The sequence below is a fragment of the Orbaceae bacterium BiB genome (genome assembly GCA_036251205.1).
Lineage (GTDB): Bacteria > Pseudomonadota > Gammaproteobacteria > Enterobacterales > Orbaceae > Orbus > Orbus mooreae.
The window spans coordinates 2495260-2513303 of sequence record CP133958.1 but is presented as its reverse complement, the minus strand read 5'-3'; the positions used below and the strand labels follow the sequence as shown (position 1 = coordinate 2513303).

The following is an 18044-nucleotide window of genomic DNA, read 5'->3' as shown; positions in this document are numbered from 1 at the left end:
GAACTAATAGCAGAGGGGTTTTGGCTCATATGCGTTAAAAATTATTATCATTAAAATGACATGAGAGTAGAATCTGAGGATATTAAGATAACGCTTTTTTTTTTAAAATCGAGCAGTTCTGATAGACAATATCAGCACAAATTATATTAATTAAGACATAAACGTCACGAGTAAAAGCGATAATCACCTATCAACAGATAGGCGATTATTTTATGAAAATTACGTAAAAGAGTGCACGGCTTGTACAATATCATCAGCAGTCAACCCGTACTCTTTTTTCAAAAACTCCACTGAACCAACTTGCCCATAACGATCTTTAACGCCAATAAAACGCATAGGTACAGGGTGTTCTTGTACAACAACTTCTGCAACAGCAGAGCCCAATCCATTATGAATATTATGATTTTCACACGTGACAATTTTACCTGTTAATTTTGCATACTTAACGATAACATCACGATCAATAGGTTTTAAGGTAAACATATCAATCACTGTAGCCTCAATACCTTGAGTTGCGAGTTTATCTGCAGCAAGCATGGCTTCACAAACCATTATACCATTAGCAATTAACGTAACATCCGACCCTTCACGTAATACTTTCGCTTTACCAATAGTAAACTGTTCATTATCTTTATAGATTGTAACTGCATTTTTACGCATCGTCCTAACCCAATAAAGACCTTTCAAATCAACTAATTGTTCTAAAATATTTCTGAACATGACACCATCAGTAACCTCAAGTACTGTAGCATGTGCAAGTCCTCGTACAATTCCCATATCCTCAAATGACATATGAGTGCCGCCATTATGAGCAGAAGTGACCCCTGCATCTGAAGCAATAACTTTGAGGTTATTATGCTGATAATCAATCGACATAAATAACTGATCAAAACAGCGGCGACTTGCGAATGCCGTAAAAGTATGGAAAAACGGATTCTTACCAGCAATCGACAATCCGCCAGCAAGACCAATAATATGTGCCTCCATAATTCCACAGTTGATTACATGATTAGGATACTGTTTTTGGACACTATCCATCGACATCGAACTCATTAAATCAGCCTCTAGTGCAATAATATCTTGATTCTTAGCAATAGATTCTTGCATAAAATTGGCATACACTTTACGCATTTCAATAGGATCATTTTTAACGATAAACATTATCTTCCCTCCAATTCTGCAACGATTTTTTCTAATTCTGCTTTCGCTGATTCAGAAGGTCTTAAGTGGTGATTACTAACCATATTTTCGATATAAGGAACACCTTGCCCTTTAATACTATCTAAAATAACTACGAGTGGACGTTGATTATCTGTACGATCGGTCTTAACAGCATTATAAATGCCAGCGATATCATCCCCTTTAATGGTTTGTACATCAAAGCCAAAAGCACTAAATTTATCATTAAAATTAAATGGTTTAATCACTTCATCTAATGTACCATCTAACTGTTTTTTGTTGTTATCAACAAAAATAACCAGATTGTTTAAATTATGGTGTGCAATAAATTGAAAAGCTTCCCAACATTGTCCTTCGTTTAATTCACCATCACCGACAATACAAAAGACTCGATTGTCTAAAGCAGATAATTTATGGGCTAATGCGAGTCCTGAAGCTATAGAGATACCTTGTCCTAAAGAACCCGTTGTTGCATCAACACCTTTGGTTCTTAAACGGTCAGGGTGACTGGGTAAACGAGTCCCATTTTGGTTTAATGTTAATAGTTCCTCCACAGGGAAAAAACCTTTTAAAGCTAAGGTACTATACAATGCAGGTCCCGCATGCCCTTTTGATAATACAAAATAATCTCGTTCTTGCCATTGTGGATTTTTAGCATCATATTTCATGATACCACCATAAAGTACAGCAAGTGTTTCAACAATGGATAGAGAACCACCATAGTGACCAAACCCAAGATTATTTAACTCTTTTAATGTTGCAAGTCGAATTTGCTTGGCAAACTCTTTCATTTGATTAACTGGACTATTCATTAGCAGCCTCTTTCGTTTGTGTCTGTTTAGATTTTACTGCATAGTTATAAACGACTAACAATACAAATATTCCTGAAATAATAGCCATGATCATCTCTTTACTAAAATATTTAGCCATATTCCCTAAAATGAAACCGACACCACAGAAATCTGTATCAGAAAATGTAGTATTAGCAAAACCGAGTGAACCTAATACGGGGAGTAGTAATACAGGAAGAAAAGTAATCAATAAGCCATTAGCAAATGCCCCAAGTATCGCTCCTCGTCGACCACCCATTGCGTTACCAAATACCCCCGCAGTAGCACCACAGAAGAAATGAGGAACAACGCCAGGAAGAATCAGTACCAGATCCAATTTACCTAATACAAATAATCCGACTAATCCACCAACAAAACTAGATAAGAAACCAATAAGTACCGCATTTGGTGCATAAGGAAATACAACCGGGCAATCAAGAGCTGGTTTTGCGTTAGGAACAAGTTTTTCAGAGAAGCCCGTAAAGGCAGGAACAATTTCAGCAAGAATTAAGCGAACACCTTGCAAAATAATGAAGACCCCAGCTGCGAAAGTGATTGCTTGAATAAGCGCATAAACAAGGTAATTCTCCCCTCCGCTTAATTGACTCTCAATATAGTCAGAACCCGCACAAACCGCGATAATAAGATAAATAATTGCCATTGTTAATGAAATAGAAATAGAACTATCACGTAAAAAACTAAGATTCTTTGGTAAATTCATCTCTTCAGTGGAACGTGAACCTTTACCAACCAGACCACCTATCCAACCAGATAAAACATAACCTAATGTACCAAAATGACCAAACGCGATATCATCATTACCTGTGATTTTACGCATTTGATGTTGTGCTATCGCTGGGAAAAAGGCCATTACTAAACCAAGAGTTAACGCACCGGTATAAATTAACCGCCATCCTTCAAAACCAACTACAGTCAGAATAATACTAATCATACAAGCCATATAGAAAGTATGATGACCCGTTAAAAAGATATATTTCAATCGGGTGAAACGCGCTATAACAATATTAGCAACCATCCCAAATGCCATAATTAATGCCGTTGCAACACCATATTCATTTTGTGCCATTGAAACAATCGCTTCATTGTTAGGGATAATTCCTTGGAGCTGAAAGGCCTGCTCAAACATATTGCCTAATGGTGTAATCGAGCTAACAACAACACCTGCACCACCACTTAAAACCAAAAAACCTAAAATTGTTTTGATAGTACCTTTGATGGTATCGGCTAATGACTTACGTTGTGCGATTAATCCAATCATCGCAATTAAGCCGACTAATACAGCCGGCACCTTTAATATATCAACAATAAATTTCATTACATCTTGAATCATAAAAAATCCCTCGTTAATAATGCTTAATTTATTTTGAAATATTCAGCAAGTTTGCTTTCAAGATCGTTAATATCAATAATATTATTTAAAACAATAAGTTTGGCACTAGGTATACCAGAACTTGCAGCTAAATCTTTAGTCATCACAAATAAGTCTGCTTCATCAGGTATCGCGGAAGCAAGATCAGCATGTGTTACCTCTGCATCAATATTTAATTTTTTAAGTACTTTTTTAATATTCATCTCAACCATAAAACTACTGCCAAGACCAGAACCACAAACAGCCATAATTTTCATATTACTTATCCTCTTTGTTCTTAAAATCGTAGTTAAAGTACCAATATTGTTAGAATAGCAAGCTAATTAAATTAGTATTGCTTTACAACAGTTAAAATGTCGTCTACCGTCTGCGCCTTAAAGATTTTTTGCATTTCATCTGAGGCGGAAAAAAGTTCAGCTAACTCGGTTAGCATTTGAAGATGACTCGAACTATCTGGAGCAGCTAATAATGTAATGAGATAAACAGGATCATTTTCAATTGAGTTAAATTTCACTCCATTTTTGACCAGTAGCATCGATAACCCTAGTTGATTAACCCCCTCCTCGGGCCTCGCATGTGGCATAGCAATTCCTGGTGCCAAAACATAATAAGGACCAATCTTTTCATGTAAATGGTAAATAGCTTGTATATAGTCAGGAGAGATGATCCCCTCTTCCAGTAATGGAACAGCACTAAGCCGGATAGCCTGTTTCCAGTCATCAACCGAATCAATAATGTTGATAGTTTGTGTGGTTAACCATGTCGATAACATTTTTTCTCCTATAATCAAGACTAACTTGGTGCGATATAGTGAAATTAGCATATCGATAATCAATATAAAATAAAGAATATTCAAATTGTGATAGCGCTATCAAAATTTTATAAATTTTGATAAAAAATGTGATATTAATAACAGTTTTCATAAGTTGAGAAGAAATTTAATTCCATTTAAAATAATAATAGATACTTATTTAATAAAAATAGCGATTAACAATGTTGGAAACCAAAAAACGTCGAAATACAGGACAAATCACTTTATCTGATGTCGCCAAATTGGCTGGTGTCGGAACAATGACGGTGTCCCGGGCCTTAAGAACTCCTGAACAAGTTTCCGATAAGCTGCGTAAAAAAATAGAATCGGCAGTTAATACATTAGGCTATAAACCGAATATTGCAGCAAGCCTTTTAGCATCAGCAAGCGCAAATAATCTGATCGTGATTGTAATAAACAGGATCTTCGATAATGGTTCTAAAATTATTCTTGATGCTTTACAGTCACGCTTAACTGAGCAAGGTTATGTCACCTTAATAATAGAGTCTCTACACTACTATGGCCGAGAAGAACAACTATTAGAATCAATTTATAATAATAATTTAGCCGCGATAGTATTATTCTATCTGGAAAAAAATAGTCCGATAAGCCGATTAATTAATAATAAACATATTCCAACACTACATATTGGACATGAAATAAAAGAATCTTCACAAACCAATATTACTGTTGATAATATGCTCGCCATGTCAATATTAACTGAACACGTAATCAAAAAAGGCTATCGTCATATTGGTTTACTATGTGGTAATCATGAACATCTTATTTTTCAGCAACGCTTACATGGCTGGCATAAAACAATGCTAGCGCATCACTTACCGACTCATCGAGTGATCAATGCTGCAAAACCAGCTAATTTCACTACTGGTAGCCAGTTATTAGCTGATTTTATTCTTAACTGGCCGGAGATAGATGCATTAATTTGTACTACTGATGAACTAGCCTGTGGAGTTTTATATGAATGTCAGAGAAGGCATATTAGAGTACCTTACCAATTAGCGGTGACTGGATTTGGTGATAGTGAATTTAGTCAAGTGAGTACTCCACCACTGACGACAATCTCTTTACCATATCAACAAATGGGCGAGAATGCCGCAGTGGCGTTACTAGAGCAGCTTAAAGTTGAAACGACAAAAGATAAGATAACTTTATTAAGTCCAATGATTAAAGCACGAGCAAGCTTATAATCACTAAGCGCGATTATCATTTGCCAATTTTAATAAGATCTGACTCTCTTTAATAAAACGGCCTGCATAATCACCAAACCACTCGGTTACCTGAGCAAAATTATTAATAAATGCCTCTTTATCACCCTTTTCGATTAATTTTACCATGGCACCAAAACGTTCATAATAGCGTTTAATCAAGGCAATATTATCTTCAGAAGACATAATAATATCTGCATATAGTTGTGCGTCTTGTGCAAATAACCGACCCACCATCATCAATTCTAATCGATAAATAGGAGATGAAAGTGCAATAAGCTGCTCTAAATTTGCTTGTTCTCGTTGTAAATTAACACCATAAGTAAAAGAAGTGAAATGCCGTAAAGCTTGAATAAATGACATACATCGATCATGTTCAGAAGCTGCTATTGCGTAAAGGTTCGCGCCCCATATTCGCATCTGTTCAATTAACCATTGATATTTTTCACTTTCACGCCCATCACAATAAACAATAATCTGTTTAGCTAAATTGGGTACATCTGGACCAAACATTGGATGTAGTCCAACTACAGGGCCTTGATGTTGTTTAAGCATGGCCAGCAATGGTTGTTGTTTAATGGAAGTAAAATCAGTCAAAATACACTCTTTCGGTAAATTCGGTAATTGACCGATAATATCAACTGTTTTATTAATCGGTACAGTCACAATAACGGCCGCTGCATCAGCAACCATTTCAGCGGCTTGAGACATCGTTTTAGAACCAAGGACTTTAACATTATAGCCCGACAAAGTGAATAAACGAGTAAATAATCGCCCCATTTGCCCATTACCACCAATAATGACTATTGAACCAGTTCCTGTATAGATCTTTTTAAAACCTTTATCATTTTCGTGATTATAAGATTCTCGCATTAAACGACGTAAAATATCTTCAATAACATTTGGCGAAACCCCTATTTTTTCAGCTTCTTGACGGCGCTTAGCCAACATTTCGCTTTCTCGCTTAGGATCATAAATAGGAATACCATGCTGACTTTTTACCTCACCAACTTTTGACACTAATTGTTGTCGTTTAGAGATTAACGATAAAATCAACTTATCAACATCATCTATTTCATCACGTAAAACATTTAATTCAGCCGTCATACTAACCTCAATATTCCTTATTCAAATGATATCGCTTTTATTCATATTATGGGGATACTGCTTAACTTGAGACAATGTACTATAGCAAACCCGGAAAAAGATTACGAATTCCACCAACCATAATTTCAACCCCTAACGCCATCAATAAGAGTCCCATTATTCGAGTAACTACATTTAAGCCACTTTTACCTAATGTTCTGATAATAAATGGAGCCGAACGAAACAGTAACCAGCAACAAGCACAAAAAATAAAAATACAGATAATAAAACCAATGATATAACCAATAGAATTATAGTTAGTCCCCCAAACGATCATTGAAGTAATCGCACCTGGTCCCCCCATTAATGGTAAAGCTAACGGAACTAACGCAACACTAGTTTTACTAACTGAGTCATGTAAGTCTTCTTTATTCTGCTTATTTTCACCCAATTTACCATTAATCATGGTCATACCAATAATCACCACTAACAAACCACCAGCAATCCTAAACGAGTTAAGTGATATACCGAAAATATCAAGAATAAAACTTCCCGCTAATAATGAAATAATTAGTATGACAGCAACTGCAATATTTGCCATACGGTTAGTTTGATTACGCGATTCACTATCAAGACTATCCGTTAGACTGATAAAAACAGGTAACAAACCGACGGGATTGACTATCGCAAACAAGCCAACAAGAAATTTGATATAGATTTGCAGCTCCATGTGTGCCCCAATATTAATATTACTTTTGAATATACTTAACAGTATAGCGGATATTTGATAGGATGATGAATAACTTTAAACGAAAGTCATACTCAATTTATAAAAGTCCATTTATGAAAGTTATCTCATTTAATATAAATAGCCTAAGGGCACGTATTCATCAACTAGAAGCCATTGTTAATAAATATCAACCTGATGTCATTGGTCTGCAGGAAACTAAAGTCCATAATGATCAATTTCCAGCCGAAGAGTTAGCGCATTTAGGCTACCATTTAAGTTATCATGGGCAAAAAGGCCATTATGGTGTTGCTTTGTTAACTAAACAGCAACCACTATCTGTCCAGTGTGGTTTTCCATTTGATGACGAAGGGGCTCAATGTCGGCTGATTGTAACTAAATTACCGAGTGAAAAAGGTGATGTAACGGTTATTAATGGTTATTTTCCACAAGGCGATAGCCGGGATCATGAAACAAAATTTCCTGCAAAAGCTAAATTTTATCAAGATTTAAACAGATATATTCAAGAACAGTCGCTAAATACTGAGTTAACGATGATTATGGGTGATATGAATATTAGTCACACCGATTTAGATATCGGTCTCCCCCCTGAAAGTGTAAAACGTTGGCTAAGAACAGGAAAATGTTCTTTTTTACCCGAAGAAAGAGAGTGGATGAATCATCTTCTATCGCTAGGATTTATTGATACTTATCGTGAACAAAATCCAAGTGAATTGCAATACTCTTGGTTTGATTACCGCTCTCGTGGTTTTGATACTAATACAGGGCTACGTATTGATTTAATATTGGCAAGCCAATCTTTAGCTCCTTACTGTCAAGCGACAGGAATTGACTTGGATATTCGCGCAATGGATAAGCCATCAGACCATGCACCTATTTGGGCTGATTTTAAGCTATAAAATAACCAATAGGTTTTGTTACTTGGAGCCGCGGTATGTTAGGAAATAGTTCTGTTTTATCAGTCAAAGATTTAAACCAAATGGTCAAGGACCTCCTAAGTGATGCTATAGGTCAAATCTGGCTAGTTGGTGAGATATCTAACTTTTCTAAACCCGCTTCTGGGCATTGGTATTTCACTCTTAAAGACGATAAAGCACAAGTACGATGTGCAATGTTTCGCAACAGTAACTTTAAAACGGGCTTTATTCCTAAAGATGGCCAACAAGTTTTAGTAAGCGCCTCTGTTACATTATATGAAGCAAGAGGTGAATACCAACTAGTTATTGATAAATTACAACTTGCTGGTGCTGGATTACTTCAACAAAAATTTGAACAGTTAAAACAAAAATTGCAAGAAGAAGGCTTATTTGCCAGCATACATAAAAAAGCGATTCCTAAAAATATCAGTACTATCGGTATTGTGACTTCATCAACTGGGGCGGCTTTGCATGATATTTGCCAAATTTTAAAGCGACGCGATCCAAGTTTACACATTATCATTTATCCAACGCTTGTTCAGGGCGATGAAGCAGCTGCAAAAATTGCCAAAATGATTCGTTTAGCTAATATGCGTAACGAATGTGATGTATTAATTGTTGGTCGAGGCGGTGGTTCTTTAGAGGACCTATGGCCATTCAATGAAGAGATTGTTGCTCGTGCAATATTTGAAAGCCAGCTACCGATCATTAGTGCCGTTGGACATGAAGTCGATTTTACTATTGCTGATTTTGTGGCTGATTTACGCGCAGCAACACCATCAGCAGCAGCGGAACTCCTTAGTCGAGATGTTCAAGATCAGTTAAAAGACTTAAAGTCACTTGAGCAGCAAATATCAATGGCGATAGATAATTTTATTTTAAAGAAAAATGAACAGTTACAAAAACTACGCCATCAATTACAAGCTCAGCATCCCCAAGTAAAACTGGCAAAACAACAAATTGATTTATTAGCCAAAAATCGTTCATTAAATACAGCAATGGAACAGATTATTCTATCCTATACAAATAAACTTTATCAGTTAGAAAATCGAATCAATCTATTATCGCCAAGTAATAAAATTCAGTATTATCGACAAATTGTCGTTCAAAAACAGCAACGTTTACAAGCATTAGCGCACCAATATTTAACTCAAGCCAAGCATCAAATTGCTATTCAAGCATCGCAACTTAATACTGTCAGCCCTTTAGCAACACTTGAACGAGGATATTCAATTACGACTGATAGTCAAAATCAGGTAATCCGTTCAGCAAAACAGCTTAAAACTGGCGATATCATTGCCACAAAAATGCCTAAAGCAATCATTACAAGTACTGTAACTGCAATCAAGGAGAATTAATTCATGGCGAAGCGTATACAATTTTCTCAATATGGCGATAGTCGTGTTTTACAGTATGTTGATATGCATCTTAATGATCCTCAAGAACATGAAGTACTGATTGAAAATAAGGCAATCGGAGTTAACTATATTGATACCTATGTCCGAAATGGTCTTTATCCTGTTCCCTCTCTACCATCAAGTCTAGGTACTGAAGGTGCTGGCGTTGTAATCAAAATAGGTGATAAAGTCACTGATTTTAAGATCGGTGATCGAATTGCCTACTGTCAATCATCATTAGGTGCTTACGCTGATTTTCACCTAATTAATGAAAATCGGTTAGTAAAACTCCCTGACTCAATCACGTTTGAACAAGCCGCAGCATCAATGTTAAAAGGATTAACGGTTTACTATTTATTGACTCAAACATATCGACTAAATGCTGGTGAAATCTTTTTGTTCCATGCCGCTGCAGGTGGTGTTGGTTCGATTGCTTGCCAGTGGGCTAAGATTATTGGAGCCAAGATGATTGGTACGGTTGGGTCCGATGAAAAAGCAGTGATTGCGCGACACAATGGCGCATGGCAAACAATTAACTATCATCAAGAGGATGTCGTAAAACAAGTATTAAAATTCACCGACAATGCCAAAGTCAATGTTGTCTATGATTCTATTGGTAAAGCAATGTGGCTAACTTCATTAGATTGCTTAAAACGCCGAGGGCTGATGGTCAGCTTTGGTAATTCCTCAGGGCCGGTTACCGATGTAAATCTAGGTATTTTAAATCAAAAAGGTAGTTTGTATGTCACCAGACCGTCTCTTAGTGGCTATATTACCAATAAACAGCAGTTACAAATGGCTGCTGACCAATTTTTTGGTTATGTTGCAAGTGGTGCCATTAATATTACAGTTTCAGAACAACAAAAGTTTGCGTTAAAAGATGCCGCTATTGCTCATGATATGATGCAAAATAGACAAACAACAGGCTCAAGTATACTTATCCCGTAAGCCAGATTATATTGTATCTTCTACACGTAAAATCAGATAGTTATAATAAGGTAGCCGTCGAATGACGGTTACTGATTTCAGTAGAAATAAGTCGTTTATTATTACCGCGATAATCGGGATGCTGTAAATTCAATAATAATGAGATTGCCTCTTCTCCCATTTCAACCAATGGTTTATATACCGCACAAATATGGTTAAGTGGGCTATATGGTTTATGACCTTTGTGATGAATAAATTGCACTAAAGATAGATCAGCTGGAATATTAATATTCATTATTCTACATTGATCAATAACACCACAAATAGCGCTATCTGTCGAAATTGTTTCATCAAATTTATCATCAACGAATAATTTTTCACGATCAATATAGTTTAAATTAAGATGATCACAACAAATGATAGCAGTTGGTGGAAATGGTAGTTGCATTAATCGTTTAAGCGCTTTATAACTCGCTGAGTAATTAATACAGTCATAGACCATATAATTATCAGAAGACAGGCTATTTAAACGTTTAAGCGCTTGTTGATAACCTTGCACAAGATGTTGAGTTTCATCTTTATCAAGACTCCCTAGTAAAATCGCAATTTTTCTATGCCCTTTATCGGTTAAATATTGGGTGGCCTGATAAGCATTCGATAGATGATCAAAATAAACACATGGAAAATATAATGAGAAATGATTAACGAGTACTATTGGTGGTAACGCATGTTGATATTGTTGTAACGCTAATAAATAAGGCGAATCATTAATGAGTAATATCCCATCCACTTGATGATTAATGGTGTAACTGATAATTTGCTGAATCTCTTGTTCATTAAAATAGAAGAATCGTAAATAAAGTAATTTATAACCTAATTCTTTTGCTTTTGACTCAATACCTTTATTAATTAAACTCCCCGTAATTAATTGATTATCAATAATCAGTATTTTTTTACTATAAGGTAACTGACTATAAGGTTTAAATACCGAAGCATTAAATCCTAACAAGCCAATTGCTTGATGAACCCTTTCTTGGGTTTCCCGCGAAGTTAAATGAGGAGCATGAACAACTCTAGAGACAGATGTTACCGATACACCCGCTTTTTTAGCAATTTTAGTTAACGTAATTTTTGAATTTGGCATAAGATCACTTACCCATAAAAATAATTTAAACAAGCTACCGTTTATTGTTTATTTTTCCCATTACGTTAATGACTTTTACCGATCTTTGTCGCAAAGTTTTTATGTCTACTCATCAAGATGTTTATCAATAACGAATATGTTATTAATAAGCAACTGATTTAGTAACCTATTTCAGCAGATTTTTTTACCTAATAATCACTCTATTTGAAAAAAAGACACGTAATAGAGCAATCAAAATATTAACGATATAAAAACAGTAATTTTAATAATTAAAAAGAGATATATTGATGATATTTATCGCTGTGATAGGCGCACTATTTAATATTCGCAATGGCTCGTAATTTACTGCATAATAGTAGCATGATATTTTTCAGGTATAGATTATGGAACTATTATGCCCTGCTGGTTCACTTCCGGCATTAAAAACTGCAATCGATAATGGCGCTGATGCCGTTTATATTGGTTTAAAAGATGATACAAATGCCCGCCACTTTGCAGGCCTTAATTTCAACGAACAACGTTTATTTGAAGCCTCAGATTATGTACATAGCAAAGGTAAGAAATTGCATATTGCTATCAACACTTTTGCTCACCCTGAAAATTTTATTCGTTGGAAAAATGCGGTTGATATGGCTGCTAAAATTGGCGCTGACGCACTTATTATTGCCGATCTTGCCATGCTTGAATATGCGGCAGAGACGTATCCACATATCGAACGTCATGTATCGGTACAAGCTTCATCAACCAATATAGAGTCGATCAAATTTTTCCATAATAACTTTAAACCACACCGAATCGTATTACCTCGTGTTTTATCTATGCACCAAGTGAAACAACTATCACAAGTTAGTCCAATCCCACTTGAGGTTTTCGCTTTTGGTAGTTTATGTATTATGGCTGAAGGTCGTTGTTATCTTTCATCGTATTTGACAGGTGAATCCCCTAATACCGTTGGCGCATGTTCACCAGCAAAATATGTTCGCTGGGAGGAGACAGAAAGAGGTCTTGAGTCTCGTTTGAATAACGTGCTAATTGATTGCCATAAAAAAGGCGAAAATGCCGGTTATCCAACATTATGTAAAGGTCGCTATTTTGTTGATAATACTCTTTATCATCCTATTGAGGAACCAACCAGTTTAAATACGCTAGAACTTTTACCTGAATTATTTGCTGCTAATATTGCATCGGTGAAAATAGAGGGTCGTCAACGTAGCCCTGCTTATGTAGCACAAGTAACCAAAGTGTGGCGACAAGCAATCGACAGCTATCGAGCAAACCCGTCTTCATATCAAGCACAAAAAACATGGATGGATGAATTAGGCGCGGTATCAGAAGGTAGCCAAACAACGCTTGGCGCATATCACCGTAAATGGCAATAATCTAAAGTTATAATTAAGAAATGTGAGCAATATTAGGAAAATATTATGAAATATGCCTTGGGCCCAGTGTTATATTATTGGCCTAAAACAGAGACTGAAAAATTCTATCATGCCGCAATGCAAAGTGAAGCAGACATCATTTATATGGGTGAAACCGTTTGCACTAAACGACGCGAAATGAAAGTTGCAGATTGGATTAGTTTAGCTAAAGAAGTTGCAAAATCAGGTAAACAGGTCGTTATATCAACCTTAGCGTTATTAGAAGCACCGTCTGAAATTAATGAGATGCGTCAATTAATTAATAATGGTGATTTTTTAATTGAAGCAAATGATTTAGCTGCAATAAACTTAGCACAAGAACATAACCTGCCTTTTGTAGCGGGCCCAGCAATAAATGCCTATAACGCTTATACCCTAAAACTATTACAAAAACAGGGGATGATTCGTTGGTGTATGCCGGTTGAACTATCAAGAGACTGGTTGCGTAATGTATTAACGCAGTTTGATGAGCTTAAAATAGAGCGTAAATTTGAAGTTGAAGTATTCAGTTATGGATATTTACCATTAGCTTATTCTGCCCGTTGTTTTACAGCGAGATCTGAAGATAAACCTAAAGATAAATGTGAAACTTGCTGTATTAAATACCCTGTTGGTCGCGAAGTTTTTTCTCAAGAACAACAAAAAGTATTTGTCCTTAATGGTATTCAGACCCAAAGTGGTTATTGCTATAATTTAGGCAATAATTTACAAGATATGAAAGGATTAGTTGATATCGTTCGTATATCACCACTAGGGCTCGAAACACTGGATGTTGTAAAACAGTTTAAAGCTAATGAGTCAGGTCTCGCTCCGTTAACCACGGCTAATGGCAGAGACTGTAATGGATATTGGAATGGTATCGCAGGGCTTGAGTTGTCATAATGAAATTCCAACCATCTGTATTTAGAGCTGAATTTCCTTCACTACAATCAGATAGTATCTATCTCGACTCCGCATCAACATCATTAAAACCACAAGTGATGATTGATGCGACTAACCATTATTATACCCATAATACCGCAACAATATTACGTAGCAAGCACTCAACAGCCTTAGCATTAACCGAGCAGTTTGAACAAGCTCGCATATTAACGGCTAAATTAATTAATGCTGAGCACAGCCATGAGATCATCTGGACAAAAGGGGCTACTGAATCGCTTAATTTAATTGCACAAAGCCATGCCCGCTATCTGCTTAAAGAAGATGATGAGATCATTATTAGTGAACTGGAACACCATAGCAATTTAATACCGTGGTTACAAGTTGCCCAGCAAATTGGTGTAAAAGTGATTAAGTGGTCAATCGAAGAAGATGGTTCATTATCAACTGATCGCTTACTCACTCTAATAACAGATAAAACCCGAATTATTACTGTGACGCAGATGTCAAATGTTACGGGCTTTAAACCCGATATTGCTAAAATTAGCGATATTGCCCATCAACACAATGCGATTATTGTGGTGGATGGTGCACAGGGCATCGTCCATCAAGCGATTGATGTTAAAAAGTATAATATTGATTTCTATGTATTTTCTGCTCATAAATTATATGGTCCAACTGGATTGGGTGTGTTATATGGAAAATCAGACCTATTAACAAAAATGGATTGTGGACAAGGGGGCGGTAAAATGTTGAAATCAGCTTCCTTTACTGGTTTTCAACCAGCAGATTTACCTTATAAATTTGAAGCTGGTACCCCGAATATCGCGGGAGCTCTTGGTTTTCATGCAACACTTAAGTGGTTATTTGCACTTGATACCGAAGCTGCGGAAGCTTATACCAACAAGCTTGTTAACGATTGTCGGGCAAAACTTATAGAAGCAATTCCACAGTTAAAGATAATTAGTGTAGCTGACAGCTCAATCTTAACATTTGCATTACCACACATTCACCATGATGATATTAGTATTTTGCTAGCTGAACAAAATATTGCAATACGTGCTGGCGAACTATGCGCTCAACCGTTGATTAAGGCCTTAGGCTTTCCTGGTGTGATACGTGCATCATTTATGCCTTATAATAATATCGACGATACGAATCACTTGATTTCTGGATTACAAAGCGCGATTGATATATTAAAATAATTCATCTAAATGATAAAACAGTGATAACAATGCTACCAAATTCAACCCAACTTATCGCACTTTTTGAACCTTTATCGAATTGGCAAGATCGTTACCGCCAAATTATTCAATTAGCAAAATTGTTACCAGAGTTTCCAGATCAACTGCGAACTGAAGAGAATCAGATTGTTGGCTGCGAAAATCGAGTTTGGCTTACTTGTAAAAAGATGGATCAACAAACATTCATATTTTATGGTGATAGCGAGGGGCGTATCGTTAAAGGTCTACTCACTATTTTAATTATATTAGCCAATGATAAAACAGCAGAACAAATCATACAAATGGACTTGTTAGCTGAGCTTAGAAAGCTCAGAATTACTGATGAATTAAGTGATTCGAGACAACTTGGTGTCAGCAATATTATTACTCGAATCAATACGCTGACCCAACAAAATAGATAGCATTATTAAGTAAACTCAACTTTTTTTATACTATAATGCTACTATCCAGCAAGACTATAACGAACTATCTTATTTAAAAGCCAAACATCTCTTTTAACCAGCTTGGCGCATCATTTTCAGCTTCTTGATCGCGAGGCACCTGATTAAACCCAGCACATAATAATGCTTTATCAGCAGTCCAAGCTGGTAACATTCTCACGCCACCGCCACTACATAACCAATTACCTTGGGCATCAATTGCAACCATATTGATATTTGATGGCTTATTTTGCACTAATGGCTGAGGATTATGGCGCGCCAGATATCCTTGATAAAGTTTTAAAGCACCGGAAGATCCCGTTAGCTTCATCGGATTATGGTCATCAAGTCCAACCCAAATAACGGTGACCTCTTTACCATCGATCCCAACAAACCAGCTGTCTCTTAGATCATTCGTCGTACCAGTTTTTGCAGCTATATTAGCCGTTGGGTAAAGGTTATTTAATACCCTCGATGTTCCATATTGCGCGACTTGTTGCATCGCAAAGGTCGTTAAATAAGCGGCTTGTGCAGAGACTGCTTGACGGGAATTAGGATAATTTTGATAAATTAAATCTCCATTTTCAGCTACGACATATCTTAAAGCTGTCAATTTTGATTTTTTTCCACCGTTACCAATCACTTGATACATTTGTGCTGTTTCAATCGGAGTTAACTCTAAGGTCCCTAGAAAACGGGATGGTACTGATTTAATTTCAGTTCTCGCAACACCTAATGAAAGTAATGTTTTTTCCGTTGCATCAAAACCGACCGCCATACCTAAATTTACAGATGGGATATTTAATGAATTAGCTAGCGCATCAACAAGCATAACGCGATCACGATACTTTCTATCAAAATTTTGTGGCTGCCAAATAGTTCTACTGTCAGTTTTAATCGTTAATGGTTTATCATCAAGCCAAGTATTAAGTTGATAATGCTCTGGCTGGCTTAACGCTGATAAGTAAGTAGGAGGCTTCGCCAGTGAGCCAATCGGCCGACGACCATACAATGCTCGGTTAAATCCGGCATAAGTCGGTTCAGCACTGCCTATTAACGCTCTAACCTCACCGGTTTCTCTATCAACAATCGTCAAGGCTGTTTGTAAACCATCTTTTTTAGTCAGCGCTTTTAAGTTTGCCATTTCGTCAAGTACCGTTTTTTCTGCGGCACTTTGTGCAATCGGATCAAATGTAGTAAAAATTCGCATACCTGATAAGTGATCAGCTTGCTCACCAAGTTCTTCTCGAAGCGATTTTCTCACTAATTGCATAAACGCTGGTTGTGGTGAAATAACACCGCCTTTCGGTAAAACAGAAAGTGGGCGATTTTTTAGTAACTGATAAAGCTCATCATCAATAATCCCCTGTTCAGTGATTAAACGTAATACCACATTACGGCGCTCTAACGTATTGTTAGGTCTTGTCCATGGATTATAGACGGAGGCCCCTTTTACCATGCCAACCAATAATGCTTGCTGATCTAATGTTAATTCATTAACCGGGCGACCAAAATAATAGAGACTCGCTAAAGGGAAACCATGAATCTCCTCATCGGCATTTTGTCCCAGATAAACCTCATTGAGATAAAGTTCTAAAATACGCTCTTTACTATAACGAGAATCGAGAATAATCGCCATATAACCTTCACGAATTTTACGGATATAAGAGCGTTCATTGGTTAGGAACAGATTTTTAACAAGTTGCTGGGTTAAAGTACTACCCCCTTGTACGGTTCGACCACTCGTAAAATTGCTATAAATCGCACGCAAAATAGAGTAAAGACTAATACCATCATGTTCATAGAAACGTCTATCTTCTGTCGCAATGAGTGTTTTAATGAGAGAATCAGGAAAGTCTTTTAATGGAACGAATAGACGCTGTTGATTATCAGCCGAGTGCATCATGGTGATCAATTTCGGATCAATACGCAAGACACCAAAATTTCGGCCAGTTTCGATATTAGAGATACGAGCTATTCCATTGGCATTAAAAATAATTTTGGCACGAATTGCAGGTTCTTCAATATCAGGAAAATAAAATGGTCTACGGTATAATTCAATACTATCATCATTAACAACAAACTCACCAGGTCTTGTCGCAACCAGAGTTTGTCGATATTGAACACCGTTTAAAATTGATATAATTTCATTTTTACTACGATATTGGCCAGGCTCTAACTCAATAATTTGCCCATAAACCGCCGCAGGCAAATCCCAGACTTTACCATCAATACGCTCTTTTATCTGCTGATCTAAGTAAATACAATATACTGTTGTAACAGCAATAAAAACCAATAGAACTTTTAGTAAAAGTAAAAGCAGCCATTTTTTTATATTAATTTCTCGTTTTGGCTTCACTTGTTTAACTCGTTTATTCAATGCTGACCCATTCCATCGAAACTTTTATTCAATTGTGTATAATATCACA

General features: G+C 36.4%; 17 protein-coding genes. 8 read left to right on the top strand and 9 right to left on the bottom strand.

What is annotated here, in order from left to right:
* Positions 1-219 precede the first annotated feature (219 nt).
* The 5 genes from RHO11_11825 to RHO11_11805 all read right to left on the bottom strand — a co-directional run bounded on the left by RHO11_11825 (position 220) and on the right by RHO11_11805 (position 4171).
* Positions 220-1161 (bottom strand): transketolase family protein, encoded by a 942-nt coding sequence (locus tag RHO11_11825; GenBank protein ID WVD61152.1) that lies wholly within the window; start codon positions 1159-1161, stop codon positions 220-222.
* Positions 1161-1991, bottom strand: a complete 831-nt coding sequence (locus RHO11_11820; GenBank protein ID WVD61151.1) for a transketolase — start codon at positions 1989-1991, stop codon at positions 1161-1163. The genes RHO11_11825 and RHO11_11820 overlap by 1 nt, the downstream gene beginning before the upstream one ends.
* Positions 1984-3360: a PTS ascorbate transporter subunit IIC gene (locus RHO11_11815; protein WVD61150.1), complete on the bottom strand. Its 1377-nt coding sequence runs from the start codon at positions 3358-3360 to the stop codon at positions 1984-1986. Before RHO11_11815 ends, RHO11_11820 begins: the two co-directional genes overlap by 8 nt.
* A 23-nt stretch (positions 3361-3383) precedes the next feature.
* Positions 3384-3656 (bottom strand): PTS sugar transporter subunit IIB, encoded by a 273-nt coding sequence (locus tag RHO11_11810; GenBank protein WVD61149.1) that lies wholly within the window; start codon positions 3654-3656, stop codon positions 3384-3386.
* A gap of 71 nt (positions 3657-3727) precedes the next feature.
* A complete protein-coding gene (locus tag RHO11_11805) occupies positions 3728-4171 on the bottom strand; it encodes a PTS sugar transporter subunit IIA (protein WVD61148.1) in 444 nt (147 codons plus the stop codon).
* A gap of 221 nt (positions 4172-4392) precedes the next feature.
* On the opposite strand from RHO11_11805, the gene RHO11_11800 reads away from it, so the two are divergent.
* Complete coding sequence (locus RHO11_11800) at positions 4393-5418, top strand: LacI family DNA-binding transcriptional regulator (GenBank protein WVD61147.1); 1026 nt, start codon at positions 4393-4395, stop codon at positions 5416-5418.
* 3 nt (positions 5419-5421) lie between these two features.
* Here RHO11_11800 and tyrA read toward each other — a convergent pair whose 3' ends face one another.
* Positions 5422-6543, bottom strand: a complete 1122-nt coding sequence (tyrA, locus tag RHO11_11795) for a bifunctional chorismate mutase/prephenate dehydrogenase (GenBank protein WVD61146.1) — start codon at positions 6541-6543, stop codon at positions 5422-5424.
* 79 nt (positions 6544-6622) lie between these two features.
* Positions 6623-7252, bottom strand: coding sequence for a YchE family NAAT transporter (locus tag RHO11_11790; GenBank protein WVD61145.1), 630 nt, complete (start codon positions 7250-7252; stop codon positions 6623-6625).
* A gap of 113 nt (positions 7253-7365) precedes the next feature.
* On the opposite strand from RHO11_11790, the gene xthA reads away from it, so the two are divergent.
* The 3 genes from xthA to RHO11_11775 are packed head-to-tail and all read left to right on the top strand — an operon-like array spanning position 7366 to position 10532.
* Positions 7366-8169, top strand: coding sequence for an exodeoxyribonuclease III (xthA, locus tag RHO11_11785; protein WVD61144.1), 804 nt, complete (start codon positions 7366-7368; stop codon positions 8167-8169).
* A 35-nt stretch (positions 8170-8204) separates the two neighbouring features.
* On the top strand, positions 8205-9545 hold the full coding sequence (xseA, locus tag RHO11_11780) for an exodeoxyribonuclease VII large subunit (GenBank protein WVD61143.1): 1341 nt from the start codon (positions 8205-8207) through the stop codon (positions 9543-9545).
* 3 nt (positions 9546-9548) lie between these two features.
* Positions 9549-10532, top strand: a complete 984-nt coding sequence (locus RHO11_11775; GenBank protein ID WVD61142.1) for an NADPH:quinone reductase — start codon at positions 9549-9551, stop codon at positions 10530-10532.
* A 40-nt stretch (positions 10533-10572) separates the two neighbouring features.
* On the opposite strand, the gene RHO11_11770 is transcribed toward RHO11_11775, so the two are convergent.
* Positions 10573-11655, bottom strand: coding sequence for a LacI family DNA-binding transcriptional regulator (locus RHO11_11770; GenBank protein WVD61141.1), 1083 nt, complete (start codon positions 11653-11655; stop codon positions 10573-10575).
* A 383-nt stretch (positions 11656-12038) separates the two neighbouring features.
* Here RHO11_11770 and RHO11_11765 point away from each other — a divergent pair, with 383 nt between their 5' ends.
* The 4 genes from RHO11_11765 to csdE are packed head-to-tail and all read left to right on the top strand — an operon-like array spanning position 12039 to position 15597.
* Positions 12039-13034, top strand: a complete 996-nt coding sequence (locus tag RHO11_11765) for a peptidase U32 family protein (GenBank protein ID WVD61140.1) — start codon at positions 12039-12041, stop codon at positions 13032-13034.
* Positions 13035-13079: 45 nt separating this feature from the next.
* A complete protein-coding gene (locus RHO11_11760; protein ID WVD61139.1) occupies positions 13080-13955 on the top strand; it encodes a U32 family peptidase in 876 nt (291 codons plus the stop codon).
* The gene (csdA, locus tag RHO11_11755; protein ID WVD61138.1) at positions 13955-15157 is read left to right on the top strand and encodes a cysteine desulfurase CsdA; all 1203 of its coding nucleotides are present in this window, start codon (positions 13955-13957) and stop codon (positions 15155-15157) included. Before RHO11_11760 ends, csdA begins: the two co-directional genes overlap by 1 nt.
* A gap of 29 nt (positions 15158-15186) precedes the next feature.
* Positions 15187-15597, top strand: a complete 411-nt coding sequence (csdE, locus tag RHO11_11750) for a cysteine desulfurase sulfur acceptor subunit CsdE (protein WVD61137.1) — start codon at positions 15187-15189, stop codon at positions 15595-15597.
* 73 nt (positions 15598-15670) lie between these two features.
* Here the strand turns inward: csdE and mrcB are convergent, their stop codons facing one another.
* Positions 15671-17995: a bifunctional glycosyl transferase/transpeptidase gene (gene mrcB, locus RHO11_11745; protein WVD61136.1), complete on the bottom strand. Its 2325-nt coding sequence runs from the start codon at positions 17993-17995 to the stop codon at positions 15671-15673.
* Positions 17996-18044: the final 49 nt, after the last annotated feature.